16 protein-coding genes are annotated in these 26,236 nt (G+C 71.0%); 3 read left to right on the top strand and 13 right to left on the bottom strand.

All coding sequences use genetic code 11. From position 1 onward, the window contains the following. Positions 1–27: 27 nt before the first annotated feature. Both OG736_RS16085 and OG736_RS16090 read left to right on the top strand, forming a co-directional pair. Positions 28–1,272, top strand: coding sequence for a glycosyltransferase (locus OG736_RS16085; RefSeq protein WP_020127803.1), 1,245 nt, complete (start codon positions 28–30; stop codon positions 1,270–1,272). Next, positions 1,269–3,413: a glycosyltransferase gene (locus OG736_RS16090; RefSeq protein WP_327183059.1), complete on the top strand. Its 2,145-nt coding sequence runs from the start codon at positions 1,269–1,271 to the stop codon at positions 3,411–3,413. Before OG736_RS16085 ends, OG736_RS16090 begins: the two co-directional genes overlap by 4 nt. Positions 3,414–3,489: 76 nt before the next feature. Here the strand turns inward: OG736_RS16090 and galE are convergent, their stop codons facing one another. From galE to OG736_RS16135, 9 genes are all read right to left on the bottom strand, one after another. After that, positions 3,490–4,458 (bottom strand): UDP-glucose 4-epimerase GalE, encoded by a 969-nt coding sequence (gene galE, locus OG736_RS16095; protein WP_327183060.1) that lies wholly within the window; start codon positions 4,456–4,458, stop codon positions 3,490–3,492. A gap of 72 nt (positions 4,459–4,530) precedes the next feature. After that, positions 4,531–5,814, bottom strand: a complete 1,284-nt coding sequence (locus tag OG736_RS16100) for a nucleotide sugar dehydrogenase (RefSeq protein ID WP_327183061.1) — start codon at positions 5,812–5,814, stop codon at positions 4,531–4,533. Between the two features lie 9 nt (positions 5,815–5,823). Beyond that, positions 5,824–7,533: a glycosyltransferase family 2 protein gene (locus tag OG736_RS16105; protein WP_327183062.1), complete on the bottom strand. Its 1,710-nt coding sequence runs from the start codon at positions 7,531–7,533 to the stop codon at positions 5,824–5,826. Positions 7,534–7,643: 110 nt separating this feature from the next. Further along, positions 7,644–8,669 (bottom strand): Gfo/Idh/MocA family protein, encoded by a 1,026-nt coding sequence (locus OG736_RS16110; RefSeq protein ID WP_327183063.1) that lies wholly within the window; start codon positions 8,667–8,669, stop codon positions 7,644–7,646. Then, positions 8,666–9,781 carry a DegT/DnrJ/EryC1/StrS family aminotransferase gene (locus OG736_RS16115; RefSeq protein ID WP_327183064.1) on the bottom strand — a complete coding sequence of 372 codons (1,116 nt, stop codon included), beginning with the start codon at positions 9,779–9,781 and terminating at the stop codon, positions 8,666–8,668. The genes OG736_RS16110 and OG736_RS16115 overlap by 4 nt, the downstream gene beginning before the upstream one ends. A gap of 469 nt (positions 9,782–10,250) precedes the next feature. Further along, positions 10,251–14,366 carry an Rne/Rng family ribonuclease gene (locus tag OG736_RS16120; protein WP_327183065.1) on the bottom strand — a complete coding sequence of 1,372 codons (4,116 nt, stop codon included), beginning with the start codon at positions 14,364–14,366 and terminating at the stop codon, positions 10,251–10,253. 275 nt (positions 14,367–14,641) lie between these two features. After that, positions 14,642–15,406, bottom strand: coding sequence for a TIGR03936 family radical SAM-associated protein (locus tag OG736_RS16125; protein ID WP_314221433.1), 765 nt, complete (start codon positions 15,404–15,406; stop codon positions 14,642–14,644). A 48-nt stretch (positions 15,407–15,454) separates the two neighbouring features. Then, positions 15,455–16,597: a hypothetical protein gene (locus tag OG736_RS16130; RefSeq protein WP_327183066.1), complete on the bottom strand. Its 1,143-nt coding sequence runs from the start codon at positions 16,595–16,597 to the stop codon at positions 15,455–15,457. Positions 16,598–16,658: 61 nt separating this feature from the next. Next, positions 16,659–17,810, bottom strand: coding sequence for a glycosyltransferase (locus OG736_RS16135; protein WP_327183067.1), 1,152 nt, complete (start codon positions 17,808–17,810; stop codon positions 16,659–16,661). Between the two features lie 199 nt (positions 17,811–18,009). Between OG736_RS16135 and OG736_RS16140 the strand changes: the two genes are divergently transcribed. Further along, positions 18,010–19,008, top strand: coding sequence for a hypothetical protein (locus tag OG736_RS16140; protein ID WP_327183068.1), 999 nt, complete (start codon positions 18,010–18,012; stop codon positions 19,006–19,008). Positions 19,009–19,099: 91 nt separating this feature from the next. On the opposite strand, the gene OG736_RS16145 is transcribed toward OG736_RS16140, so the two are convergent. The 4 genes from OG736_RS16145 to mrdA all read right to left on the bottom strand — a co-directional run bounded on the left by OG736_RS16145 (position 19,100) and on the right by mrdA (position 26,198). Beyond that, positions 19,100–21,052 (bottom strand): TIGR03960 family B12-binding radical SAM protein, encoded by a 1,953-nt coding sequence (locus OG736_RS16145; RefSeq protein WP_327183069.1) that lies wholly within the window; start codon positions 21,050–21,052, stop codon positions 19,100–19,102. A gap of 91 nt (positions 21,053–21,143) precedes the next feature. Further along, the gene (locus tag OG736_RS16150) at positions 21,144–22,649 is read right to left on the bottom strand and encodes a CYTH and CHAD domain-containing protein (RefSeq protein WP_327183070.1); all 1,506 of its coding nucleotides are present in this window, start codon (positions 22,647–22,649) and stop codon (positions 21,144–21,146) included. Between the two features lie 103 nt (positions 22,650–22,752). After that, positions 22,753–23,952 carry a rod shape-determining protein RodA gene (rodA, locus tag OG736_RS16155; RefSeq protein WP_327183071.1) on the bottom strand — a complete coding sequence of 400 codons (1,200 nt, stop codon included), beginning with the start codon at positions 23,950–23,952 and terminating at the stop codon, positions 22,753–22,755. Then, entirely contained in the window at positions 23,949–26,198 is a 2,250-nt protein-coding gene (gene mrdA / locus OG736_RS16160; RefSeq protein WP_327183072.1) for a penicillin-binding protein 2, read from the bottom strand. Before mrdA ends, rodA begins: the two co-directional genes overlap by 4 nt. Positions 26,199–26,236 lie beyond the last annotated feature (38 nt).

A 26,236-nucleotide genomic window follows, 5' to 3' on the forward strand; every position in this document is an offset into this window, starting at 1 on the left:
CCGGCCGCCAAGAGCTCCACGTACCGGATGCGCGAGACCGCCAACCAGTTCGTGAAGGTCGGCTGGGACGTCACGGTCGTCAACATCGCCCGGGAGTCCTGGGAACTCGACTCGGGCATCGACCTCTCCCTGCTGGACCAGGTCGACCCCCGGGTGAAGATCGTCGAGCTGCCGCTGGCGCGCGAGGATCTCGAGACGGACATCCGCCTCTTCGACGAGGCGCGTGCCCTCGACCCCAACGGCTGGGTCGCCAAGCTCCGCAAGCGCCAGACCGAGAACTTCCCGGAGCCCAACTTCGGTGAGTGGCGCGACGACCTCGAGCAGGCCGTGCTGCGCATCCACCGGGAGAACCCGGCGGACCTGCTGCTCGCCAGCTGCGTGCCGTACGTGAACCTCGCCGCGGCCTGGAAGCTGTGGGAGGAAGCGAAGGTGCCGTACGCGGTGGACTTCCGCGACGGCTGGTCCATCGACGTCATCGACGGCGTCGAGGCCTTCGCCCGCGACTCCGCCGAGGGCGTCTGGGAACAGAAGATCCTGGACCACGCGGTGTCGCTGTGGGTCGTCAACGACCCCATCGCCGAGCACTACCGGCGGCGCTACCCCGACTTCGCCGACCGCGTGCACGTCGTCCGCAACGGCTACGACGCGGACAGCTCGCCGGGCCGGGCGCACAACCCCGACGCCGAGTCGGGTCTCGTCTTCGGCTACCTCGGCACGGTCAACTTCACCGTCCCGCACCTGGAGACGGTGCTGAACGCCTGGCGCGCCGCCCGCGCCAAGGAGCCGCTGCTGGCGAACGCGCGCTTCGAGCTGCGCGGCCATCTCGGCAACGGCGCCACCCGCGGTGCGAACCGACACGCCGAGGTCTTCAAGGAGGCCGAGGCCGACGGCGTCGTCTTCGGCGGTCCCGCAGCCAAGGCCGAGGTCTCCTCGATCTACGCCAGCTGGGACGCCATGGTGCTGATCCTCATCGGCGGCCGATTCGTCACCTCCGGCAAGGTGTACGAGTACATGGCGACCGGCCTGCCGATCGTGTCGGCGCACGCCGTCGAGCACGACGCCTCGAACGTGCTGAGGGGCCACCCGCTGTGGACCGGCGCCCCCGGCATCGACGAGGCTGGCCTGACCGAGTCCTTCATCAAGGCCGCCCACATGGCGGTGGAGACCACCGACGAGGAGCACGCCGACGCGATGGCCCACGCCGACCAGTTCACTCGTGAGGCGCTGATGTCCGTCGCCGTCAAGAACCTTGTCGAGGAGCTCGCCAAGTGACCGAAGTCCTGCTCGTGGCGTCCGTCCGGCCGAATTTCGGCGTGCTCGCCGACACGGTGCGCAAGTTCAACGCCCAGGGCGCGCGCGTGCACCTGGCGGGCATGTTCCACCTGGAGGCCGAGGGCGTCCCGGAGGAACTCGCCCAGGTCGAGCTGGCCGGTGCGCACCAGCTGCCTCGCACCCTCAAGCACCGCAGCCAGGCCGTGCGCCGCCGGCTCGGCAAGGCCCCGCGCGGCCTGCGCAACTGGACGCAGGTGCGGAGCGACTCGTGGCTGCGCTCCCACGGCCGCAAGGCCGACGTGCTCGTCGCCCTGGACGTGGCCGCCGTGTACACGGTGTGGCGACTCGCCGAGTACAACCGCACCGCCGCGGCCAGGTTCGGGCTGGCGCCCGCGCTGAAGGCCGTCGAGGAACTCAGGGCACAGGGCGGCACCACGGCCCGCCACTCCACCGTCCTGCCGCCGCTGAGCGCCGTCGCCCGTGATGTGAAGCGCTCGGTCGACCGGCTGCCCGCGCAGCTGGTCCGCACCGTGACCCCGCGGCCCGTGATGCGTTCCGGCGTCGGCGCCCGCCTGTGGCGCTCGGCCGTGACCGCGCCCGGCATGCCCATAAAGGTGCGCGCCGCGACCTCGCGGTACGTCGCCGAGGGCATGCAGTGGGCGGGCCGCACCAGCGGTGCGGCGCTCACCCTCGCGGACGCCGCCTCGAAGATCCCGGACCTCCAGCTGCGGGCGGACCTCTACAACGAGGGCGTCATGCAGGAGCTGAAGAAGGGCATCAGCCCCCGCTTCCTGGGCAAGGCGGTCGCGGCCCAGCTCGCGAACGCCGACGCGCTCTTCGCGAAGGGCAGGACCGACGAGGCGGCCGAGGCGCTCAACCGCACCCTGTTCCTGCACTTCCACCGGGTGCTGCACATCGACCAGTTGTCGTCGCCGCTGGCGAAGGACGCCGAGGGCTTCGTCGCCCCGCTGCACCGCTCCAAGGCGTTCCAGGCACTGAGCCGCCCCCGCGGCCGCAAGGTGCCCGCCGCGCCCGCCCCCACCGACCGCCCGCTGCGGCTGCTGGTGACGACGAGCGCCAACGACAACTTCCTGCACCTGATCAAGGAGCACTTCGCCGACCACCCGGGCGTCGAGCTGCGCTACCTCGACCTGGCCGCGAACAAGCACCTGAAGCGGATCTCCTGGGCCGCCCCGCGCATGCTCAAGGACCGGCTCGCGGGCGACACGAGCGACTACCAGGAAGAGGTGGAGCGCCTGATGCGCCCGCACCTCGACTGGGCCGACACCGTGTTCCTGGAGTGGGCGGCCGGTCCGGCCGGCATGCTCACCACGATCGACCCGGGCGACACCCGGATCGTCGTGCGCCTGCACAGCTACGAGGCGTTCACCCGCTGGCCGCACATGACGGACTTCTCCCGGATCGACGACCTCGTCTTCGTCGCCCCGCACGTGAAGGACCTGACGGCCTCGCTGGTGCCGACGCTGCGCGGCGAGCATGCCCCGCGGTTCCACCTCATCGACAACGCCATGGACCTGTCGGGCTTCAACCGCACGAAGCCGGCCGAGGCCCGCTTCAACCTCGGTCTGGTCGGCATCAGCCAGGTCGCCAAGGACCCGAAGTGGGCCCTGGACGTCCTGGAGCGGGTCCGCAGGCACGACGAGCGCTACCGGCTGCTCCTGGTCGGCGGCGACATGGACCCGAAGACCAGCCAGGCCACCAAGGACTACCTGGCCGAGTTCGAGGAGCTGCTGGCCCCGCTGGAGGAGTCCGGCGCGGTGGTCCGGCTCGGCCCGACGGACGACGTCCCGTCGAAGCTCGTCGAGATCGGCACGATCATCAGCTCCTCCGTGCGCGAGGGCTGCCACGTCGGTCTGATGGAGGGCGCGGCCAGCGGTGCCGTCCCCGTCGCCCGCGACTGGCCGTTCTACGCGGGCAAGCCCAACAGCGCCCGCACCCTCTACCCCGAGGGCTGGGTCGTGGCCTCCCCCGCCGAGGCGGCCGAGCGGATCCTGAAGATCACGGCCACGGAGGAGTCCTGGCGCGCGGCAGGCAAGCTCGCCACCGAGCACGCGCTGACCGTGTGGGACTGGCCCGTGGTGCAGAAGCACTTCGAGAAGCTGCTCCTCGAAGAGGGCTGACCGGCTCTCTTCGCCGTATGAGTGAGGGCCCCCGGGATCTTCCCGGGGGCCCTCACTCATGCGCCTGCTCGTGCGCTCACGGGTGCCGCAGCCGCCATCCCGCCCACGCCGACTCCACCATCTCCCGCACGCCACGCTCAGCGCTCCAGCCGAGCTCCTGGTGGATGAGGTCGGCGGAGGCCACGACCCGGGCCGGGTCGCCCGGACGGCGGGCGGACACGTCGGGCCCGGCCTCCGCGCGGCCGGTGACGTCCTGGATGACGCCGATCATCTCGGCGACCGAGACACCCTCGCCGCGGCCGATGTTGAGGACCAGCCTGGCCTCGGGATCGGCGGCCAGCCGTCGGGCGGCCGCGACATGCGCGGCGGCGATGTCCTCGACGTGGATGTAGTCGCGGACGCAGGTCCCGTCGGGCGTCGGATAGTCGTCACCGAAGATCCGCGGCGCCTCACCCGCCTCGAGCCGCTCGAAGACCATCGGGACGAGGTTGTAGACCCCGTCGTCACCCAGCTCGGGCGTGGCCGCGCCCGCCACGTTGAAGTAGCGCAGCGAGGCGGTGGCCATCCCGTGCCGGGCGCCGACCGCCCCGACCAGCCACTCGCCGGCGAGCTTGGTCTCGCCGTAGGGGTTGATCGGCGCGCACGGCGTCTTCTCGGTGACGAGGTCGACGTCGGGCATGCCGTACACGGCGGCGGACGAGGAGAACAGGAACCGGCCGACGCCCGCGGCGACGGCCGCGTCCAGCAGGACCCGCATGCCCTCGACGTTCTCGCGGTAGTAGTACAGCGGCCGGTCCACGGACTCGCCCACCTGCTTCTTGCCCGCGATGTGCACGATGCCGGTGATGCCGTGCTCGCGCAGCACCCGCTCGACGGTGTCGCCGTCGAGCACCGTGCCGACCTCCAGCACCACACCGTCCGGGAGCCGCTCGGCCCGGCCCGTGCTCAGGTCGTCGAGGACGACGACCGGCTCACCGGCGTCCGTCATCGCCTTCACGACATGCGAGCCGATGAAACCGGCACCGCCCGTGATCAGCCAGGACATGGGAAAACCTTCCTGCACCAGGGCCCCGCCCCAGACACGGGACGGGGCCATGAGGTTGTTCTCGTACGAGCGTCAGCCGCCGATGACGACGCGGCGGACGCCCTTCCAGGCCTCCGGGTCCGTCGTACGGCGACCGTCGACCAGGACCGTGACGTCCGGCAGGTCGGCCGGGGTCAGCGTGCGGTACTCGGCGTGGTCGGCCTGGAGGATCGCCGCGGTGACCTTCTCGCCCGCGTGCGGGGTGAGACCGTGGGCGGCGAGCTCCTCGTCCGTGTACATCGGGTCCGAGACGAACGGCACCGCGCCCCGCGCCTTGAGGGCCTCGACGGTCGGGAACACGCCGGAGAAGGCGGTCTCCTTCACGCCACCGCGGTAGGCGGCGCCCAGCACCAGCACGTTCACGCCGGTCAGGTCGCCGTAGGCGGCGGCCAGCAGGTCGACGGCGTAGTCGGGCATCGCGGCGTTCGCCTCACGGGCGGAGCGCACGACGGTCGCGGCCGGGTCGTTCCACAGGTACATCCGCGGGTAGATCGGGATGCAGTGACCGCCGACGGCGATGCCCGGCTGGTGGATGTGGCTGTAGGGCTGCGAGTTGCAGGCCTCGATGACCTTCTTGACGTCGATGCCGTTGCTGTCGGCGAAGCGCGCGAACTGGTTCGCCAGGCCGATGTTGACGTCCCGGTAGGTCGTCTCGGCGAGCTTGGCCAGCTCGGAGGCCTCGGCGGTGCCCAGGTCCCACACGCCGTTCGGCTGGGGCAGGTCGGCGCGCTCGTCGAAGTCCAGGACCTGCTCGTAGAACTCCACACCACGGGCGCTCGACGCCTCGTCGATGCCACCGACCAGCTTGGGGTAGCGGCGCAGGTCGGCGAAGACCCGGCCGGTCAGCACGCGCTCCGGGGAGAAGACCAGGTGGAAGTCCTCGCCCGCGGTCAGCCCCGAGCCCTCGGCCAGCATCGGCGCCCAGCGGGTGCGGGTGGTGCCGACCGGCAGCGTGGTCTCGTAGCTGACGAGCGTGCCGGGCTTGAGGCCCTGGGCGATCGCCTTCGTCGCGGAGTCCATCCAGCCGAAGTCCGGGGTGCCCTCGGCGTCCACGAACAGCGGGACGACCACGACGACGGCCTCGGACTCGGCGACGGCGGACGCGGTGTCCGTGGTCGCGCTCAGCAGCCCGGCGTCGACGGCCTGCTTCAGCTTGACGTCGAGGTCGTGCTCGCCGGGGAACGGCTCGACGCCGGCGTTGACCAGCTCGACGACCTTCTCGTTGACGTCCGCGCCGATGACCCGGTGGCCCTTGGAGGCGAACTGCACGGCCAGCGGCAGGCCGATCTTGCCGAGTGCTACTACACAGATGTTCATGGAGGGTCGCTACTTCCTTTTGGAACCGGTCGGCTTCTTGGAGCCGTTCGGCTTGGACTTCTTGGCGCCGACCGCCCGCTTCAGGCGGCCGGCCCCGGACTTCAGTTTCCGCACGAGTCTCTCGAGCCCCCGGCGGAGCACCGTGATCTTAGGCGGGTACATCTGGGCCGTGTCGATCACTACACGCCCCTTGTCGTTCACCACGGCCGACGCCCGGTAGGGGTCCCCCTCCCGGCCCCACTGGCGCGCCAGCGGCATGGGCAGGTCCTTGCCCCGTACGGGAATCTCGTACGTCGAACCGGCCACGTCCAGGTATACCCGCACGCCCCGCTTCGCGGTGACGTACGCCAGCGGGACCCGGGCGTGCAGCACGGTGGCCGCGCCGTCCTCGGAAGGCTCGAGCGTGACCTCGCCCACCGGCGCCGGCAGCACGTGGTCCGCCTTCAGCCGGCGCGCGCCGGGCTTGTCGGCCGACTTGGGCATGGCCTTGTCGGCGAGCCGCAGCACCGCGCCGTCGACATCCCCGAGCACCGGCACCCGCACGGACAGCGTGTACGTGAGCGCCTCGCCCTGCTGCTCCCAGGCGGAGGCGAGCAGCTCGGTGCCCTGGGCGAGACGGCCCGGCACCGACTCCCCGACCAGCTCGTAGACGCGGTCGGCCAGGCCGATGCGCGGGTCGCGGAAACCGGCGTACCGGGCGTAGGCGCGCTCACCCTCGAGAACGAACGGCGGCGCCCCGTGCTCCTTCTCCGAGCTGATCGCCTCGGCGAGCTCGTCGATCGCGCCGACCCGGGCCAGGGCTATGCGCACCCTGCGCTTGACGTCCATCGCGTCACGGATGCCGTCGGTGAAGTAGACGTCGGCGAGCCGCGCGATGCCCGCGCAGATCTGCCGCTGGAGTTCGCGGTCCAGGCCCGGGAAGTCGTCCTGGACGAGCTTGGCGAGCTCCCAGGTGAAGTGCCGGCGCAGCAGGGCGTCCCGCTCGGGGCCCGCCTCGACGAGACCGGCCGTGAAGTCCATGATCTCGGCGGCGGCCCGCAGCCGCGCCAGGTGGTCGGCACGGTAGGTGATGTTGCTGGCGTCGCCGCGCTTGACCGCGTAGTAGCAGGTGTAGTCGGCCACCACCGAGATCTTCTTCGCGCGGACGCACGCCTCGATGGTGAACGGCTGGTCGCTGCCCACGGGCAGGTGCTCGGGGAAGCGCAGCTTGTACTTCTCGACCAGGTCCCGGCGGAACAGCTTGGTGTTGGCCAGCGTGAAGGGCAGCGCGGAGTGGTACAGGCTGACGTCCGGGTCGTTCTGCTTGTACAGCGCCTGGTGCACGTAACGGCCGTTGGTGCCGACCATCTTGCCGACCACGACGTCGGAGCCGTGCTTGTCGGCGCAGTCCACCATCCGCTCCAGCGCCTCCTCGCCGAGGTAGTCGTCGGAGCCGATGAAGTACACGTAACGGCCGGTGGCCACGTCCAGCGCCCGGTTGCTGGGCGCGGCCGGGCCGCCGGAGTTCGGCTGGTGGAGCACCTTGACGGTGTCCGGGTACAGCGCCGCGAACCGGTCCAGCTCGGGGCCGCTGTCGTCGGTGGAGCCGTCGTCCACGGCGACGATCTCCAGGCGCTCACGGCCGATGCTCTGCCCGACGAGGGAGTTCAGGCACTCCGTCAGGTAGGGCATCGTGTTGTAGACGGCAACGATGACGCTGACGTCAGGCGCAGCAGACATGCTCCGACTCCTGGTCTCCGACAGCCGACGGCCGGCTGGGTCCTGCGGGGAAAGTCTCACAGAACATAGGAGTCCTGCCGAGCACGCACCGTTCCCCCGATGTGTGATGCTCAGCTGCCATCTGCGGCCAGGTCCTCCGGCTGAAGGGACACGCTGCGGTCGGTGTTCGCCGATTCGAGGACCGCGGCCGCCACCTCGACGGTACGCATGCCCTGGCGCAGGGTGCAGATGTCGGCGGGCTTGCCGAGTACCGCGTCCCGGAACAGCTCGTGCTCGACGAGCAGCGGCTCGCGCTTCGGGATGGCGTACCGGATCATGTCGCCCTCGGACACCCCGCGGAACGCCCGCAGGGCCTCCCACTCGGTGGTCACGGCGGCGTTGGAGTGGAACGTCAGGTCGGCGGTCAGGGTGTCGGCGATGAAGCAGCCGCGCTCACCGGTGACCGAGGTGAACCGCTCCTTGAGCGGGCTCAGCCAGTTCACCAGGTGGTTGACCATGGTGCCGTCGTCGAGACGCCCCACCGCGGAGACCATGTCCTCGTGCTCACGGCCGCTCTTGGAGACGGTGTGCGCGGCGATGGACACGTACTGGCGTCCGGTCACCCAGCCGGTGAGGTCGATGTCGTGGGTGGCGAGGTCCTTGACGACACCGACGTCCGCGATGCGGTGCGGGAAGGGGCCCTGGCGGCGGGTGACGACCTGGTAGACGTCACCGAGCTCACCGGCCTCCAGGCGGGCGCGCAGCGACATCAGCGCAGGGTTGCAGCGCTCGATGTGACCCACGCCGGCCACCAGGCCGCGCGACTCGAAGGCCTCGACGAGACGACGGGCGCCCTCGACGGTGTCGGCGACCGGCTTCTCGACCAGCGCGCACACGCCGGCCTCGGCGAGCGCCAGGCCGACCGGCTCGTGCAGGGCGGTGGGGCAGGCCACGACGGCGTAGTCCACGCCGAGCGCGATGAGCTCCTCGACGGTGTTCAGGATCGGCGCGCCCTGGGCGGCACCGAACTTGTCGCCCATCGGGTCGACGACGCCGACGAGGTCGACGCCCTCCAGACCCGACAGGACGCGGGCGTGGTGACGCCCCATGGAACCGAGGCCGACGAGTCCCGCTCGCAGCGACTTCCCGGTACTCACAGTTGCTCCCCCAGAGCATTGACGGCGGTGACGATGCGCTCCAGGTCCTGGGCGGACAGGGCCGGGTGCACGGGCAGGGACACGACCTGGGCGGCCGCACGGTCCGTTTCGGGCAGGTCCCAGTCACGGCCCGCCTTCTGGTCCGGCTCCCAGTACGGCTTCAGCCGGTGGATGGGAGTCGGGTAGTACACGGCGTTGCCGATGCCGGCCTCGGTCAGCTTGGCCATGGCGGCGTCGCGGTCGCCCAGGACGCGCACCGTGTACTGGTGGTAGATGTGCCGGGCGCCCTCGGCGACCTTCGGCGTGATCACGTTCGGCGCGGTGATGTGCTCGGTGAGGTACGCGGCGTTGGCGATGCGCTGCTCGGTCCAGCCGTCCAGCTTGCCGCGCTGGACGCGGCCGATGGCGGCGGACACGTCCGTCATGCGCACGTTGGCGCCGACGATCTCGTTGGCGTAGCGCTTCTCCATGCCCTGGTTGCGCAGCAGGCGCAGGGTGCGGGCGGTCTCCGCGTCGCCGGTGGAGATCATGCCGCCCTCGAGGCTGTGCATGTTCTTCGTCGGGTAGAAGCTGAAGGTGCCCGCGGCACCGAAGGCGCCGACCGGGGTGCCGTTCAGCGCGGCCGCGTGGGCCTGGCAGGCGTCCTCGATCACGGCGAGCCCGTGCTGCTCGGCGATCGCCATGATCTTGTCCATGGCGGCCGGGTGACCGTACAGGTGCACCGGCATGATCGCGGCGGTGCGCGGCGACAGGGCGGCCTCGACGGCGGCCGGGTCGAGGCAGTACGTCTCCGGGTCGATGTCGACGAAGACCACGTCGGCGCCGACCAGCCGCACCGCGTTGGCGGAGGCGGCGAAGGAGAACGACGGCACGATGACCTCGTCGCCCGGGCCGAGACCGAGGGCGAGGAGCGACAGGTGCAGCGCGGAGGTACCGGAGTTGACCGCGACGCAGTGACGCCCGTCGACGAGCTCCGAGAACTCCTCCTCGAAGGCGGCCACTTCGGGTCCCTGGACGACCATGCCGCTGCGCAGTACGCGCACCGCGGCCTCGATCTCCTCCTCGCCGATCACGGGCTTGGCGGCCGGTACGAACTCATGGGCGTCGGTCATCGACATCCCCTCCTCTACGGCGACCTCTAAGCCGCACCACGTCTTGCATGGTCGGGAAGAGACCGTGTCGATGCTCAGCACGGCCGCATCCCTGGTGTTGTCCGCCGATGCCGGTGAGCGGGGCGGACGGGTTGTACACAGGACCCCGCCCCCCTGAGGGCTCCTTGCGGGAAGTCAGCCGTGTCCGGTTGGAAGACCGGATGTGCTCATCGGCCGGGGTCACGGTGTGCATATCTTTGGCCACCGGGACCACAGTGCACGTTACCAGCACGCGGACAGCGATTTTCCCCAGGGTTACCACAGTGAAACTCACGGAGAGCGTGCACTCCATCACAAGCGAGACATAGAGTAACTCGCCGCTGAACGCAATGCGACGCGGGCACCCGGAGGATACCGGGTGCCCGCGTGACGCTCAGCCAGACTCAGCCGCAATCACGAAGAGTCAGACGGAGTCGCAAAGGAACCGGAGTCACTCCTCCGTCGAGGCCGAGACCGTCGGCTGGCCCTGCTGGGCCGCCGCCGTGGTCTTCGACACCGTCTTCGCGGCCTTCTTCGCCGTCGTCTTCTTCGCGACGGTCTTCTTCGCGGCCGTCTTCTTCACCGCCGCCGTCTTCTTGGTGGCGGCCTTCTTCGCCGTGGCCTTCTTCGCCGTCTTGCGCGCGGCCGCCTTCTTCGCCGGAGCGGCCTCCGGCTCCTCGGCGGGCACCTCGGTCTCCTCGGCGGCGGTCTCCACGACCGACGGCACGACCACGACGGCCGTCTCCTCGGACGCGGTCGGCGCGGTGGCCTTGCGCACGGCACGGCGCCGCGGGCGGGCCGGGGCCGCGCTCTCGACGACGGGCTCGGCGACCTGCTCCGCCTCGGGCTGCTCCACCGGAGCGGCCTCGACGGCCGGGGCCGGCGCGACCGACGGCTCGGCGACCGTCAGCACGGCGGCCTCTGCCCCGGCGGGCGAACCGGCCGGCGCGGACACCTTGCGGGTGGCGCGACGACGGGTACGGCCCTTGGGCGCGGCCTCGTCGACGGGGGCCTCGGCGACCGCGGCCTCGACGACCGGGTCCTCGACGGCGACCGGCTCGGCCTGCGCGGTGACCGCCTCGGCCGGCTGCACCGGACGTTCGGCCTCCGCCTCGGCGGTGACGTCCTGCGCGGTGGGCGCCTCGACGGCAGCCTCGGCGGGCTCCTCCGTGGCGCTCTCCTCGAAGCCGCCCGCCCTGCGCGACGCGCCACCCCTCGGCGCACCCGCCGGAGCGGACGCCCGACGGCTCGCCCGACGGCGGCCCCGGCCTCGCGTGGCAGAGGCCTCCGCCTCGGCGATGCTGCTGTACAGCTCCTCGTCCGGCGCGAACTCGGGGGCGGCGAGCGCGACCGGCTCGGCCACCTCGGCGGCGACCTCGGCCTCGCTCTCCGTCTCCTGCCCGGCGCCCACCAGCGACTCGGCGACGTCGACCGTCACCGTGTCGTGCTCGTGGTCGTGACCCTGTCCGTCGCCACCGCGGCCGCGCTTCTTGCGCTTGCCGCCGCCACCGACCGCGGTCGGCTGCTCCATGTGGACGATGACCCCGCGCCCGTTGCAGTGCACACAGGTCTCGGAGAACGACTCCAGCAGTCCCTGGCCGACCCGCTTACGGGTCATCTGCACGAGCCCCAGCGAGGTCACTTCCGCGACCTGGTGCTTCGTACGGTCGCGGCCCAGGCACTCCAGCAGGCGTCGCAGCACCAGGTCCCGGTTGGACTCCAGCACCATGTCGATGAAGTCGATCACGATGATGCCGCCGAGGTCGCGCAGCCGCAGCTGGCGCACGATCTCCTCGGCCGCCTCCAGGTTGTTCCTGGTGACCGTCTCCTCGAGGTTGCCGCCCTGACCGGTGAACTTGCCGGTGTTGACGTCGACGACGACCATCGCCTCGGTCCGGTCGATCACCAGCGAACCGCCGCTGGGCAGCCAGACCTTGCGGTCCAGCGCCTTGGCGAGCTGCTCGTCGATCCGGTACGTCGCGAAGACGTCGACCTCGGAGGTCCACCTGTTCAGGCGGTCGGCCAGGTCGGGCGCGACGTGCGAGACGTACCCGTGGATGGTCGACCAGGCCTCGTCACCGCTGACGATGACCTTGGAGAAGTCCTCGTTGAAGATGTCGCGCACGACCCGGACGGTCATGTCCGGCTCGCCGTACAGCAGCGTCGGCGCGTTGCCGCCGTTCTTCGCCTTCTTCTGGATGTCCTCCCACTGCCCCTGCAGCCGCTCGACATCGCGGCGCAGCTCGTCCTCGCTCGCGCCCTCGGCGGCGGTGCGCACGATGACGCCCGCGTCCTCGGGGACGATCTTCTTGAGGATCGTCTTCAGCCGGGCCCGCTCGGTGTCGGGCAGCTTGCGGCTGATGCCGGTCATCGAGCCCTCGGGCACGTACACGAGGTAGCGGCCCGGGAGGGAGACCTGGCTGGTCAGGCGGGCGCCCTTGTGGCCGATCGGGTCCTTCGTCACCTGGACGAGGACCGACTGACCCGACTTGAGGGCGGCCTCGATGCGGCGCGGCCCGTTGGCCATGCCGAGCGCCTCGAAGTTGACCTCACCGGCGTAGAGCACCGCGTTGCGGCCCTTGCCGATGTCGATGAAGGCGGCCTCCATCGACGGCAGCACGTTCTGGACCTTGCCCAGGTAGACGTTGCCGACGTACGAGGTGGCCTGCTCCTTGTTGACGTAGTGCTCGACGAGCACGTTGTCTTCCAGGACGCCGATCTGGGTGCGCTCGCCGCTCTGGCGGACGACCATCACCCGCTCGACGGCCTCGCGGCGGGCCAGGAACTCGGCCTCGGTGATGATCGGCACCCGTCGGCGGCCCTGCTCACGGCCTTCCCGACGGCGCTGCTTCTTGGCCTCGAGGCGGGTCGAGCCCTTGATGGACTGCACCTCGTCGGACGGCTCGGAGGGCTTGCGCGGCTCACGGACCTTGACGACCGTGCGCTCCGGGTCCCCGTCGGCCTGCTCGGCTTCGGGAGAGGAGTCACCGGCACGACGACGCCGGCGACGGCGACGACGGCTGCCGGCGGTGGAGCCACCGGCGTCCTCCTCGGCGTCCTCCGCGTCCTCGTCCTCCTGCTCGGCGGTGTCCTCGGCGTCCTGCGCGGCCTGCTCGGCGGCGAAGTCGTCGGACTCGGCCTCCCCGGAGTCCCCCTCGCCGTCGGCGGCATCGCCACGACGGCGGCGACGGCCACCACGACGGCGACGGCGACGCGACCCGGTCTCCTCGGTGTCGTCGTCACTGTCGACGACGTCCTCGGCCTCGTCGGCCTCGTCCGGCTCGGTCTCCGACTCGTCCGCGGCGGGGGCCGCGACGGGCGCGGCGGCCTCGGCGGTGCGGCCGGTCTCGGCCTCGTCGCCGAAACCGGCGGCGCGGCGACGACGGCGACGACGCGACCCGGTCGGCTCCTCCGGAGCCTCCTGAGTGACCTCGGCCTCTTCGGGCTCCTCGGCCTCCGGCACCTCGGTCCCGGCGGCGGCGGCCTCGGCCGCGGCCCGCTGCAGGGTCTGGAACTGCGGCTCGGCGAACACGGGCGCCTGGAACACGGCGACCGCGGGCCGCGCCGGACGACGCGGCGCGTCGGCCTCCGCGCTCTCCTGCGAGGGCGCGGAGAAGCCTCCGGCGGCCCGGCGGACCACACGACGGCGCCCACGACGGGAACCGGTGTCCTCGTCGGCCTGAGCGGACTGCGCGGCCTGAGCGGTCTCGGCGGCGGGCGTGGCCTCGGCCGGGGCGGCAGGCGCCTCGGGAGCCTTCGCCTCTTCGACGGGGGCGACGGCCGGCTCGGCAACCTCGGCCTCGGCGGCGGGCGCGGTCACCCGACGCGTGGCGCGACGGCGGGTACGGGGGGCGGGCTCGGCGGGCGCCTCGTCCGCCACGGCCGGAGCCTCTGCCTCGGCGGCGACGGCGGGCGTCTCGGCCTCCGGCGCCCCGGCGGGCGCGGTCGCCCGACGGGTGGCCCGGCGCCGCGTACGGGGCGCGGCCTCGGCGGGCGCCTCGTCCGCCACCTGCGCGACAGGCTCGGACTCGGGTTCGGCGGCGGGTTCGGCGGCGGGCTCGACGACCTCGGCCGGAGCTTCGGAGGGCGTCGCCACGCGACGCGTCGCCCGGCGACGGCTGCGGCGAGGAGCGGCGTCCTCGGCGGCGGCCTCCTCGGCGGGGGCTTCCTCGACGGCGGGCGCGCTCACCTCGGCGGCCACGGGCAGAACGGTCTCGGCGGCCTCGGCGGCGGCCGGAGCCCCGGCGGGCGCGGAGGCACGGCGGGTGGCCCGGCGCCGGGTACGCGGTGCGGCCTCGGCGGCTTCCTCGGCCTTGGTGTCGGCCGTGCCGTCGGTCTGAGCGGCCTCGGTGACCTCGTCTTCGAGGTCCTCCTCGGCCAACTGCTCGGCGGATTCCACGGCCGGTATGGCCGGCGTGGTGATCTCGGCCGAGGTGTCGGCGCCGGCGACCGGCGGACCCGCCGGTCGGGAAGCGGCACGACGCCGACGACGCGGCGGCAGGGTGTCGCTGGGGCTGTTCGCTTCGGAGTCCGTGGCGGACTCTGCGGATTCGGTTGGCTCGAGCATGCGGGCGTTTCTCCCGTCAGGCTCCCGGGCGCCGCGCCTGGTCCGGCGTCGATCACGAGGGATCGATCGCCGTTGACGTCCGCGGCTCGCGCGATGCGCGGTGCCGCCGTCCGGGGCGCGGGCGCCGCACGGGAGCTCTCTGTGTCCTGTCTCGCCGGTTCCGTACGCCGAATGCGTACGGCCTGGCGAAAGTCTTCTGGTCGGTTGCCGCCCGACCCAGGTGGCTCCCGAGTACGAGGGCGGCGCTACGACGTCCGTCCCTTCGCGGAACTTCCCTACGCGGGCGCCTTCGCGGCGGCAGCGGGTTCGGCCGTTGTGGGGGCCTGAGCTGCCTCGCGGTCGGGCGCGAGCGGGTCGGTCACCGTGCCGGTCTCTTCATCGAACAGCCCCTGCGCCAGCCTGGTCACCGCAGCGGGGACCGGCGGCGCCAGGTCGGCCACGGCGCGAAGACCGGACAGGACGTCGTCGGGTCGTACGGCAGGCGTCACGTGCCGAACAACCAGCCGCAGTATCGCACAGGGCTGGTCCGTCGGCCTATCAGCAGGTTCACTGTGCGTCTCAAGTTGTACGACGGCGGCGCGGGCGTCGAAGGTTCGGACGCCGTTCTTGGCCATCCGCTGGACCTCGACGGCGTCGGCCTTGTTGAAGGCCTCCACCGCGCGATCGGCGTCGGCCGGGTCCACCCCGTCCAGTCGCAGCTCCCATACGGAGGCCGTCAGCCGGTCGGCGAGCCCCGAGGTCCGGGCCTCGACCGCGTCGACGACGTCGAGCCCGGTGGGGAGCGACTCGTCGAGGAGGATTCTCAGCTTCTCCGGGTCACGCGCCGCGGTGAGCGCGATCTCCAGATACTCCGCCTCACTGCCCGTGCCGGTGGGTGCGGCATTGGCGTACGACACCTTCGGATGCGGCGTGAACCCCGCCGAGTACGCCATCGGCACCTCGGCACGGCGCAGCGCACGCTCGAAGGCGCGCTGGAAGTCACGGTGGCTGGTGAACCGGAGGCGGCCGCGCTTGGTGTAGCGCAGTCGGATGCGCTGCACCGCGGGTGCGGGCGGCGGGCCTTCGGGCTGTCGCTTGCCCAGTGTCGTTCAGTCCTTCGTGAGAGCGGTCGTACTCCTACCAAGAGTACGTGTCTCGGCCCCCGATGGTTCCCGTCGGCCGACCGCCTCCCGCTCCCGCGACTCCCCGAAGAGCATCCGGCGCACGTCCGCGCGGGCCTGCCGGGCGGTCTCCCGGGCGGAGGCCAGGGTCTGCCGGGTGGCCCGGCCCACGCTGCGCGCGGCGCGGGCGGCGGGACGCAGCACGGCGTCGCGGACGACATGCCCGACCGGCGTGAGGACGGTCCGGTACACCCAGCGCACGGGCTCCACGAAGATCCACCGGAAGAGGGTCCCGAGGAACCGTCCGACGGCCCGCGAGATCCGTCCGGCGATCCGCCAGGCGTGCCCGAGGGCCTCCCCCACCTCCCGCGCGACGACCGCCAGGAAACGGCCGACGGGGGCGAGCACCCAGCGCCACAGCGCGAGGACCGGCAGCACGACCAGGAGCCGGGCGGTCCAGTACAGGACCAGGCCGATCCCGGTGACGAGCAGCGTCAGGAGCTGCCACACCCCTCGTGCGCACCAGGTGATCGCCCGCCCGACCGGCGCGAGGATCCACCGGTGGACCCAGCCGGCCGGAACGACGACGAGGTACCGCACCAGCCACGCCACGACGGTGTACGCCCCGACGCCGACGGCGGCGAGAACGGCCCCGATCCCCTGCAGCAGCCACCGGCCCGCGTGCCCGATCGGCGTCAGAACGCGCGCGTACACCCACGCCAGCCCGGCCCCGATCCCGCGCGCCAGCCACGCGATGCCGTGCCCGACCGGAGTCAGGACGTACCGGTAGGACCACACCACCGGCACCACGAGCAACACCTTGACGAGCCATCCGAGCGCCCTGCCCACCGGGACGACGGCATACCGCCACAGCCCGATCAACGGCCAGACGAACAGCGCCTTCCCGAGCCACAGCAGGGCCCGTCCCAGCGGCCGGAGCACCGTGTCCCGGAGCAGCCGCGCCACGACGACGAGCGCGTCCCACACCATCCGCACCGGCACGACCAGCACGAGCACGACGATCCGCACGGGCAGCCGGATCGCCACCACGAGGCACCCCTCGGGCGCCCGCACGGGCGGCTGCGCGGGCTGTCCGGCGGGCTGTCCGGCGCGCGGTTTCTCCAGGTCCATAACGACGTAGACGCTACAACCACCCCGGTGGATGCGCTGTTGAGGGTGCGTCAGGGGCGGGTTACTTCTTCCGGGGCCGTGCCGCCTTCCCCGCCCGGGACGCCATCGGACGGCGTTCCGGGCCGGCCGGCCGGGCGACGGCCTGGACGTGGGGCGCGGAGAACCCGCGGTTGGTCTCCGTCTGGTGGCGGACGGCATCGGGCAGGTCCGGCATCTCCAACAGCGTGTCGCACGCCCGGACGGCGGCCTGGTGGTCGCCGACCCAGTAGGCGCAGATGGAGAACTCGAAGAGCAGACCCCACCGGTACACCCAGGACCTGGTGAACAGCAGGTCGTCGGGCTCGCTCCTGCCGACGACCGCGCCGAGCAGGGCGTACGCGGTGTGGTAGCGGCCCTTGAGGCGCAGCCGCGAGGCCAGTTCGTAGACGGCTTCGAGGCGGGCCGGGCGGGACTCCCAGGCGCGGGAGAACGCGTTCATGGCTCCGGGCCAGTCGTCCGCCTTCTCCGCCCGCAGGACCCCGGCCTCCAGCAGCGCGCAGTAGACCTCCTCGCCCCAGCCGCCGAGCTCGGCACGCCGCTCGTACAGTGCGATCGCCTCGTCCACATGGCCCAGGTCGCGTTCGGTGTTGGCGAGGTAGAAGACCGTGCGCGCGTTGGTGGGGTCACGCTCCAACTCGCCCCGCAGCAGGCGCGCGTCGCGCTCGAACTTGTCGCTGCGGCAGCCACCGTCCGCATGGTCCTCGATGACGAGCGCCTCCAGGTTCTCCTGCTGGTCGGGGCCGTCGGTGCACGGGTACTCGTGGGTGACGCCTTCGTAGCGCCAGGCCCGGTCGCCCCGCATGAGGTGCTTGAAGCGGTGCTGGGTGCCGGGGGTGTCGTAGCGCAGCATGTACGAGCCCGCCGTCAGCCGGGGCAGCGGGGCGTCCTGGCGCATGACGTGGTCGGCGTCGAGAGTGAGCAGGTAGTCGGCCTTGCCGCGGGCGTGCTGGATGTTCAGCGTCCGGTTGTGCCCGAAGTCGACCCAGGGCTCCTCGTGGAGCTCGCCCGGAATGCCGTCGAGCACCTTGCGGATCAGATCTTGTGTGCCGTCGGTCGAACCGGTGTCGGAGATCACCCAGTAGTCGATGAGGGGCCGTACGGACTCCAGGCAACGTTCGATCACGCGCGACTCGTCCTTGACGATCATGCACAGGCACAGGGTCTGGTTCGTCATGGGCGTCAAGGTGACACAAATCCGCCTTCCAGCCGCCCGCTCCACGCGAGGAATACCCCATCAGCACGCATCTATTAGTCCGATACGTCGATAAAAAATATCTTTTGCACCTTGTTCATCGCAGGAACCGGCTCGCTCAGGTCAAGCTCACCCTCAGGTTCGGGGAGCGCCCCGGCCGCTCGACGCAAGGAGCACTTGAATGCGCCCTGAGTTCGGACCGTACTCACTCCTCGGGCCGGTGGCCCGACACCGATGCAAGCGGGCCGGCATGGTGGCCTCGCTCGCCGTGATCCTCGCGGCCGGCGTGATCAGCCCGGCCGCGGCGGCGGCCCGCAGCGTCACCGACCGAGTACAGGCGGAGCTCCCCTCCGCGGGTGGCAAGTGCAAGCCGGGCCACCACAAGCCGGATCACCACAAGCCGAGGGCGATCGAGGCCGGCGGCAGGGACAAGTGCAAGGGCCCGACGGGTCCCACCGGCCCCAAGGGTCCGAAGGGCCCCAAGGGCGACCACGGAGCCACCGGCGCGACCGGCCCCACAGGACCGACGGGCGCCACGGGAGCCACCGGGGCGACGGGCACCCATGGCCGGCAGGGCGTGACCGGTGCCACCGGCGCGACGGGAGCCACGGGCACGGCGGGCGTCGACGGCATCGACGGCATCGACGGCGCGACCGGAGCCACCGGCGCCGCAGGGAACGACGGCGCGACCGGAGCCACCGGCGCCGCGGGCAACGACGGCGCGACGGGCCCCACGGGTGCCACCGGCACGACCGGCGCGACCGGACCCTGTTCCGACATCGACGCCTCGCAGGACGCCGACGGCTTCGAGCTGAGGGTCGCGCTCACCGGCGGAGTGACGTACGCGGGCATCCACGACCTCCGCGGCACTGCGCCCCGCCCCTTCGTGTGGACGGACCTCAGCACCCACCCCAACTACCCGGCGGGCGGCCTTGACCCCGACGGACGCGACGTGGGCTTCGTCTGCGGAGCCGCCGTCAACGGGCACAACGCCAACGCCGGGAACCCCGTGAAGTTCGACGTCATGACCACCACCGGCCAGGTCTGGGAAACCACCTGCGTCGCGGTCGGCGTGACCAACCCGGCCACTTTGAACTGCAACGACGCCAACGGTCTGCCCAACCCCTGGACCAAGGTGACCCTCCAGCCGCTCGCCGGCGCCGTCAACGGCGGCTCGTGACGGACCCGCACCGCGCTGGAAGCGATGCCCGGAGGTCCGCCGACCGACCTCCGGGCATGTGTCGCGAGACCCGCAGGGCCGCCGCGAATCCTCAGTGGCTGTGCGCCGCGCTCCCCGCCGGCTGCTTCACCGTCAGGGGCAGCAGCTTCTTGCCGGTCGGGCCGATCTGGATGTGGGTGTCCATCGCCGGGCACACCCCGCAGTCGAAGCAGGGCGTCCAGCGGCAGTCCTCGACCTCCGTCTCGTCGAGGGCGTCCTGCCAGTCCTCCCAGAGCCAGTCCTTGTCGAGGCCCGAGTCCAGGTGGTCCCAGGGCAGGACCTCCTCGTAGGACTTCTCGCGGGTCGTGTACCAGTCGACGTCCACGCCGAAGGCGGGCAGCGTCTTGTCCGCGCAGGCCATCCAGCGGTCGTAGGAGAAGTGCTCGCGCCAGCCGTCGAAGCGGCCGCCGTCCTCGTAGACGGCGCGGATGACGGCGCCGATACGGCGGTCGCCGCGCGAGAGGAGGCCCTCGACGATGCCCGGCTTGCCGTCGTGGTAGCGGAAGCCGATCGAGCGGCCGTACTTCTTGTCGCCCCGGATCTTGTCCCGGAGCTTCGTGAGACGCGCGTCGGTCTCCTCGGCGGAGAGCTGCGGCGCCCACTGGAACGGGGTGTGCGGCTTCGGCACGAACCCGCCGATCGAGACCGTGCAGCGGATGTCGTTCTGGCCGGAGACCTTGCGGCCCTCGGCGATCACCTTCATCGCCATGTCGGCGATCTGGAGGACGTCCTCGTCCGTCTCCGTCGGCAGACCACACATGAAGTACAGCTTCACCTGACGCCAGCCGTTGCCGTACGCGGTGGAGACCGTCCGGATCAGGTCCTCTTCGGAGACCATCTTGTTGATGACCTTGCGCATGCGCTCCGAGCCGCCCTCGGGGGCGAAGGTCAGGCCGGACCGGCGGCCGTTGCGGGTCAGCTCGTTCGCCAGGTCCACGTTGAAGGCGTCCACGCGGGTGGAGGGGAGGGACAGGCCGATCTTGTCCTCCTCGTAGCGGTCCGCGAGGCCCTTCGCGACCTCGCCGATCTCGCTGTGGTCGGCGCTGGACAGCGAGAGCAGGCCGACCTCCTCGAACCCGGTCGCCTTCAGCCCCTTCTCGACCATGTCGCCGATACCGGTGATCGACCGCTCGCGCACCGGGCGCGTGATCATGCCGGCCTGGCAGAAACGGCAGCCGCGGGTGCAGCCGCGGAAGATCTCCACCGACATGCGCTCGTGCACCGTCTCGGCGAGCGGGACCAGCGGCTGCTTGGGGTAGGGCCACTCGTCCAGGTCCATGACCGTGTGCTTCGACACGCGCCACGGAACGCCCGACTTGTTCGGCACCACACGGGCGATCCGGCCGTCGGGGAGGTACTCGACGTCGTAGAACCGCGGGATGTACACCGCGCCCGTCTTCGCGAGACGGAAGAGGACCTCATCGCGGCCGCCCGGCCGGCCCTCCGCCTTCCACTCGCGGATGATCTTCGTCATGTCCAGCACGGCCTGCTCACCGTCGCCGATGACCGCCGCGTCGATGAAGTCGGCGATCGGCTCGGGGTTGAAGGCCGCGTGGCCGCCCGCCAGCACGATCGGGTCGTCGAGACCGCGGTCCTTGGACTCCAGCGGGATACCCGCGAGATCCAGCGCCGTGAGCATGTTCGTGTAGCCCAGCTCCGTGGAGAAGGACAGTCCGAACACGTCGAATGCCTTCACCGGACGGTGGCCGTCCACGGTGAACTGCGGGACCGCGTGCTCCCGCATCAGCGCCTCCAGGTCCGGCCACACGCTGTACGTGCGCTCGGCCAGGACCCCCTCCTGCTCGTTCAGCACCTCGTAGAGGATCATGACGCCCTGGTTGGGCAGCCCGACCTCGTAGGCGTCCGGGTACATGAGCGCCCAGCGGACGTCGCAGGACTCCCAGGGCTTGACGGTGGAGTTGAGCTCGCCGCCCACGTACTGGATCGGCTTCTGCACATGCGGGAGCAAGGCTTCTAGCTGCGGGAAGACCGACTCGACAGACATCGCGGCATTACCTTCGTGAGCTGACGGGGACAGGGGTGACCATCAAGCGTAACCCGCTCGGAGGACTCCCCCGTCCGCGAAGCTCCCGGCGCTAAACCTCCATCGACCCGCTGGTCTTCTTCCACTCCGCCGGCAGGGCCTCCTCGACCCGCTCCGCACGCCGCTCCTCACGGGCGTACAGCACGCCGTACGTGAAGGCGCTCTCCCCCGCCGCGTGCGCCACGGCGGACAGCTCCCGCAGGGTGGTGCGAGCCATGACGCTGTCCTGGTGGTCGCCGAGCAGGCTCTGCAGCGACTTCATGGACTTGACGAGCGTCTTGGCCGTGCCGCCGAGGGCCGGGCCGGCCGTCTCGGCCGCGTACCTCGTCCGCTTGGCCTTCTTGCGGGCCTCGTGCAGCGCGAGATCGCGGTCGGCGCCGGGCTCCTGTTCCATGGCCTCCTCGACCAGCGCGGACACCTTCCCGAAGTCCTTGCGTACAGCCTTGGCGAGCACCTTGTCCGGCTTCCTGCCGGCCGCCGCGAGCGTCGGCGGGTCGGTGACCACGGCGTCCAGGCTGTCGAGGAGCGTCAGATAGCGCTGGGAGTCGAGTACGCCGAGCAGCCGGCGGCGGGACCCGTGTTCCCCGGCCTTGGCCCAGGTGCGCAGCCGGTCGTGGATCGGGCCGGAGACCAGGGTGGACGGCAGGTCGGCGAGGGCCGTGTCCAGCCGTTCGGCCAGCACCTCGTGGTCGCGGCCCACACCCAGCTCCCCGGCCAGCCATTTCAGTTCGGCGGCGATCGGGTCGGTGACCTCCCGGTCGAGGACCTTGCCGAAGGTGCGGAACGTGCTGCGCAGCCGGCGGGTGGCGACCCGCATGTCGTGGATCGACTCCTCCGCGTCCCGGCGCACGGCCGGGTCCAGCTCGACGATCGCGTCCCGCTGGGCACGGACGTACGCCAGGACGTGGTCACCGGCGGTGACGGGCTCGGCGGGGCCCTTGTCCTTCGGCCGCGGATGCCCGCCCTTCGTCTCCGCCAGGGCCCGCGCCAGCTTCGACGCCGACTTCGACGGCCGTACACCCGCCTTGCGCAGCCGCTTCTCCACCTTGTCGAGCAGGACCGGATCGCCGCCGTCGGCGAGCTCCACCTCGATCTCGGTCCACTGGGCGCTGCCCTCGCCGCCGAACTGCCGGTCCGCGCGTACGGCGTCCACGCTCGCCTCGGCGAGCAGGCGGCCCTGCGCGTCGACGAGTTCACGGATGTCCCGGCTGGAGCGCAGCCGCACCACGGGCACGAGCTGTCCCTCACGGATGCGGGAGCGGACCAGCCCGGCGAGCTCGTCGGGCACGGCGTCGGAGAGCGGGGCCCGGATCTCGTCCCGGACGCCCGGTCCCACCGGCAGCTTCAGGTGCCAGCCGGCGTCGGAGCCCCCGGTGCGGCGACGCAGGGTGATCGAGGCCGAGGCCAGGCGCAGGTCGGACGTGTCGTAATAGGTCGCGTCCAGCTCGGTGACGCCCTTGTCGAGGACGGACGCGACCCCGGCGACACCGGTCAGGTCGGGCAGCCCGCTCTCATCGGATTCGTACTTGCGCTCGATCTCGCGTTTCGTCTCCGTCATGAATCGAACCTAGTCGGAGTCGGGCCCGAACGGCAGTGTGCACCGGACCCGAATCACGACCCGACCAGGGGAAAACAGAAGGTCTGGCGCTTTCTCGTGCCCCTTACGCCGACATGGGCCGTTGCACCCGGATGGACTGGAGCAGCCCCAACGCCACCCAGACCGCGAACATCGACGTGCCGCCGTAGGAGACGAACGGCAGCGGCAGACCCGTCACCGGCATGATCCCCAGGGTCATCCCGATGTTCTCGAAGGACTGGAAGGCGAACCAGGCCACGATGCCCGCGGCGACGATCGTGCCGTACAGCTCCGTGGTCTCACGAGCTATGCGGCTGGCACGCCAGAGGATCACCCCGAGCAGGACGATGATCAGGCCCGCGCCCATGAAGCCCAGTTCCTCGCCCGCGACGGTGAAGACGAAGTCCGTCTGCTGTTCCGGGACGAACTGGCCCGTCGTCTGTGAGCCGTGGAACAGCCCGGCGCCGGTGAGGCCGCCGGAGCCGATCGCGATCCGCGCCTGGTTGGTGTTGTAGCCGACACCCGCGGGATCGAGGCTGGGGTTGGCGAAGGCGGCGAAGCGGGCGATCTGGTAGTCGTCCAGGATGTGCAGCTGCCAGACGGCGATCGCGCCGGCCGCACCCGCGCCGATCAGTCCGAAGACCCAGCGGTTGGAGGCGCCGGAGGCCAGCAGCACGCCCAGCACGATCATCACCATGACCATGACCGACCCGAGGTCGGGCATCAGCATCACGATCAGCATGGGGACGGCCGCGAGCCCGAGGGCCTGGAGCACCGTGCGGTGGTCGGGGTAGAGCTTGTCGCCGGCGTCGACCCGGGCCGCGAGCAGCATCGCCATGCCCAGGATGATGGTGATCTTCACGAACTCCGAGGGCTGGAGCGAGAAACCGCCGCCGACCACGATCCAGGAGTGCGCCCCGTTGACCGTCGAGCCCAGCGGCGTCAGCACCGCCAGGATCCCCATGAGCGAGAGGCCGTAGAGGACCGGCACCGCGTTGCGCAGAGTGCGGTGGCCGAGCCAGATCGTGCCGATCATCAGGCAGATGCCGATGCCGGTGTTCATCAGGTGCCGGACGAAGAAGTAGTACGGGTCGCCCTGGTTGATCTCGGTGCGGTTGCGGGTCGCCGAGTAGACCAGGAGCGAGCCGATCAGTGACAGGGCGATCGCCGACATCAGTATCGGCCAGTCCAGCCGCCGGGCCAGCGAGTCACGGGCGAAGACCCGGTTCCAGCCGGCCCGCTCGGGCCCGTATCCGGAGACGGAGAAACCGTTCGCGCCGGTCATGTGCACATCCTCCGGCTTCCCCTCTTCCGCCGTCGCCTGCGGGTGTCGCGGTTGGTGCTCGTGTTCTGCTGCACGGTGGCCCCCGGCTGCGTCTCGTCCGGCTCCGGCGCGCCCTCCTGGCTGACGCGCTGTTCCTTCGCCGGGTCCTTGGAGACCTTCGGGGCCTTGATCGTGCCGTCCGCCTGGACCTTCGGCAGGGTGGTCTGCGGGGTGGGCAGCAGGGCGTTCTTCTTGTCGATCTTGCCGTCGTCGGCGACGCCGTACATCGCGTTGTAGATGTGCCGCACGGCCTCACCGGAGGCGCCCGAACCGGTACCGGCCTGCGCGATCGTCATCACGACCGTGTAGTCCTTGCTGTACGTGGCGAGCCAGGACGTCGTCTGCTTGCCGTAGACCTCCGCGGTACCGGTCTTGGCGTGCAGCGGGATCTCCTCCTGCGGCCAGCCGCCGAACTTCCAGGCGGCGGTACCGCGCGTGACCACGCCCTCCAGCGCGGCGTCCATGCCCTTGATCGTCGCCTTGTCGACCGGCAGCTTGCCCTGGACCTTGGGCTTGATCTCCTGGACGGTCTTGCCGTCGGCGCTGACGATCGCCTTGCCGATGGTCGGGGTGTACATCGTGCCGCCGTTGGCGAGCGCCCCGTAGATCACGGCCTCCTGGATCGGGGTGACGAGGGTGTCGCCCTGACCGATGGAGTAGTTGATCGAGTCGCCCTCGCGCATCTTGTTGCCCTCGAGGCAGTTCTCGTACGCGATCTTCTCGACGTAACTGCCGTCCTTCTTGCCGTACTTGCACCAGGAGTCCTTGTTGGCCTTCCAGTAGGACTCCTTCCACTGACGGTCCGGGACCCGGCCGGTGACCTCGTTGGGCAGGTCGATGCCGGTCTCCTTGCCGAGACCGAACTGGTGGGCGGCCTTGTAGAAGTAGTCCTTGGGCTCACCCTTGGCCGGGTTGATGCCGCCGTCCTTCTTCCACTCCCGGTCCGCGAGACCGTAGAAGACGGTGTCGCAGGAGACCTCCAGGGCCCGGCCGAGCGAGATCGGGCCGAAGCTCTCGCCCTCGAAGTTCTTGAAGACCTGGCCACCCACCGAGTACGAGCTGGTGCACGGGTAGCCGCCGTCCCACTCGTAGCCCGCCTCGACCGCGGCGGCCGTGGAGACCACCTTGAAGGTCGAACCGGGCGCGGACTGACCCTGTATGGCCCGGTTCAGCAGCGGGTAGTCGGAGTTCTTCCCGGTGAGCTTCTTGTAGTCCTTGGCGGAGATGCCGCCGACCCAGACGTTGGGGTCGTAGGCCGGCGCGGACGCCATCGCGACGACACGGCCGGTCTTGGCCTCCATCACCACGACCGCCCCGGAGTCGGCCTTGTAGTTCTCGCCGGTGATCTTGTCGAACTGGGTGCGGGCGATCTTCATCGCGTTGTTCAGCTCGTACTCGGCGACCCGCTGGACGCGGGCGTCGATGCTGGTGACGAGGTTGGAGCCGGGCTGGGCCGCGTCCGCCTCGGCCTGGCCGATGACACGGCCGAGGTTGTCCACCTCGTAGCGGGTGACGCCGGCCTTGCCACGCAGCATCTTGTCGTACTGGCGCTCCAGGCCGCTGCGGCCGACCTGGTCGGAGCGCAGATAGGGCGAGTCGCTGTCCTGGGCCTTGGTGATCTCGTCGTCCGTCACCGGGGAGAGGTAACCGAGGACCTGGGCCGTGTTGGCGTTCCCGGGGGCCGCGTAGCGGCGCACGGCCTCGGGCTCGGCGGTGATGCCGGGGAAGTCCTCGGCGCGCTCGCGGATCTGGAGGGCCTGCTTGGCGGTGGCCTCGTCGGTGATCGGGATCGGCTGGTAGGGCGAGCCGTTCCAGCAGGGCTGGGGCGTCTTCGCGTCGCACAGCCGGACCTTCTGCGCGACCTCCTCGGCGCTCATGCCGAGGACACCCGCGAGCTTGGCCAGGACCGCCTTGCCGTCGTCCTTCTGCTTCAGCAGGTCGGTGCGGGAGGCGGAGACCACGAGCCGCGTCTCGTTGTCGGCGAGGGCCACCCCGCGCGCGTCCAGGATCGAGCCGCGCACGGCGGGCTCGACGACCTGCTGGACGTGGTTGCCGGAGGCCTCCTTGGCGTACTCCGCGCCTTCCCGGATCTGGAGGTACCACAGGCGGCCGCCGAGGGTGCCGAGCAGGGAGAGGACGAGGATCTGGATCACGACGAGCCTGATCTGGACCCGTGGGGTCCGACCGGTCTCGGGAATGTTGGTCACTGCGGTGCCTCCCCCTCTCCGTACGCGGATTCGGTGCG

This window comes from Streptomyces sp. NBC_01334 (assembly GCF_035983595.1).
Classification (GTDB): domain Bacteria; phylum Actinomycetota; class Actinomycetes; order Streptomycetales; family Streptomycetaceae; genus Streptomyces; species Streptomyces coriariae.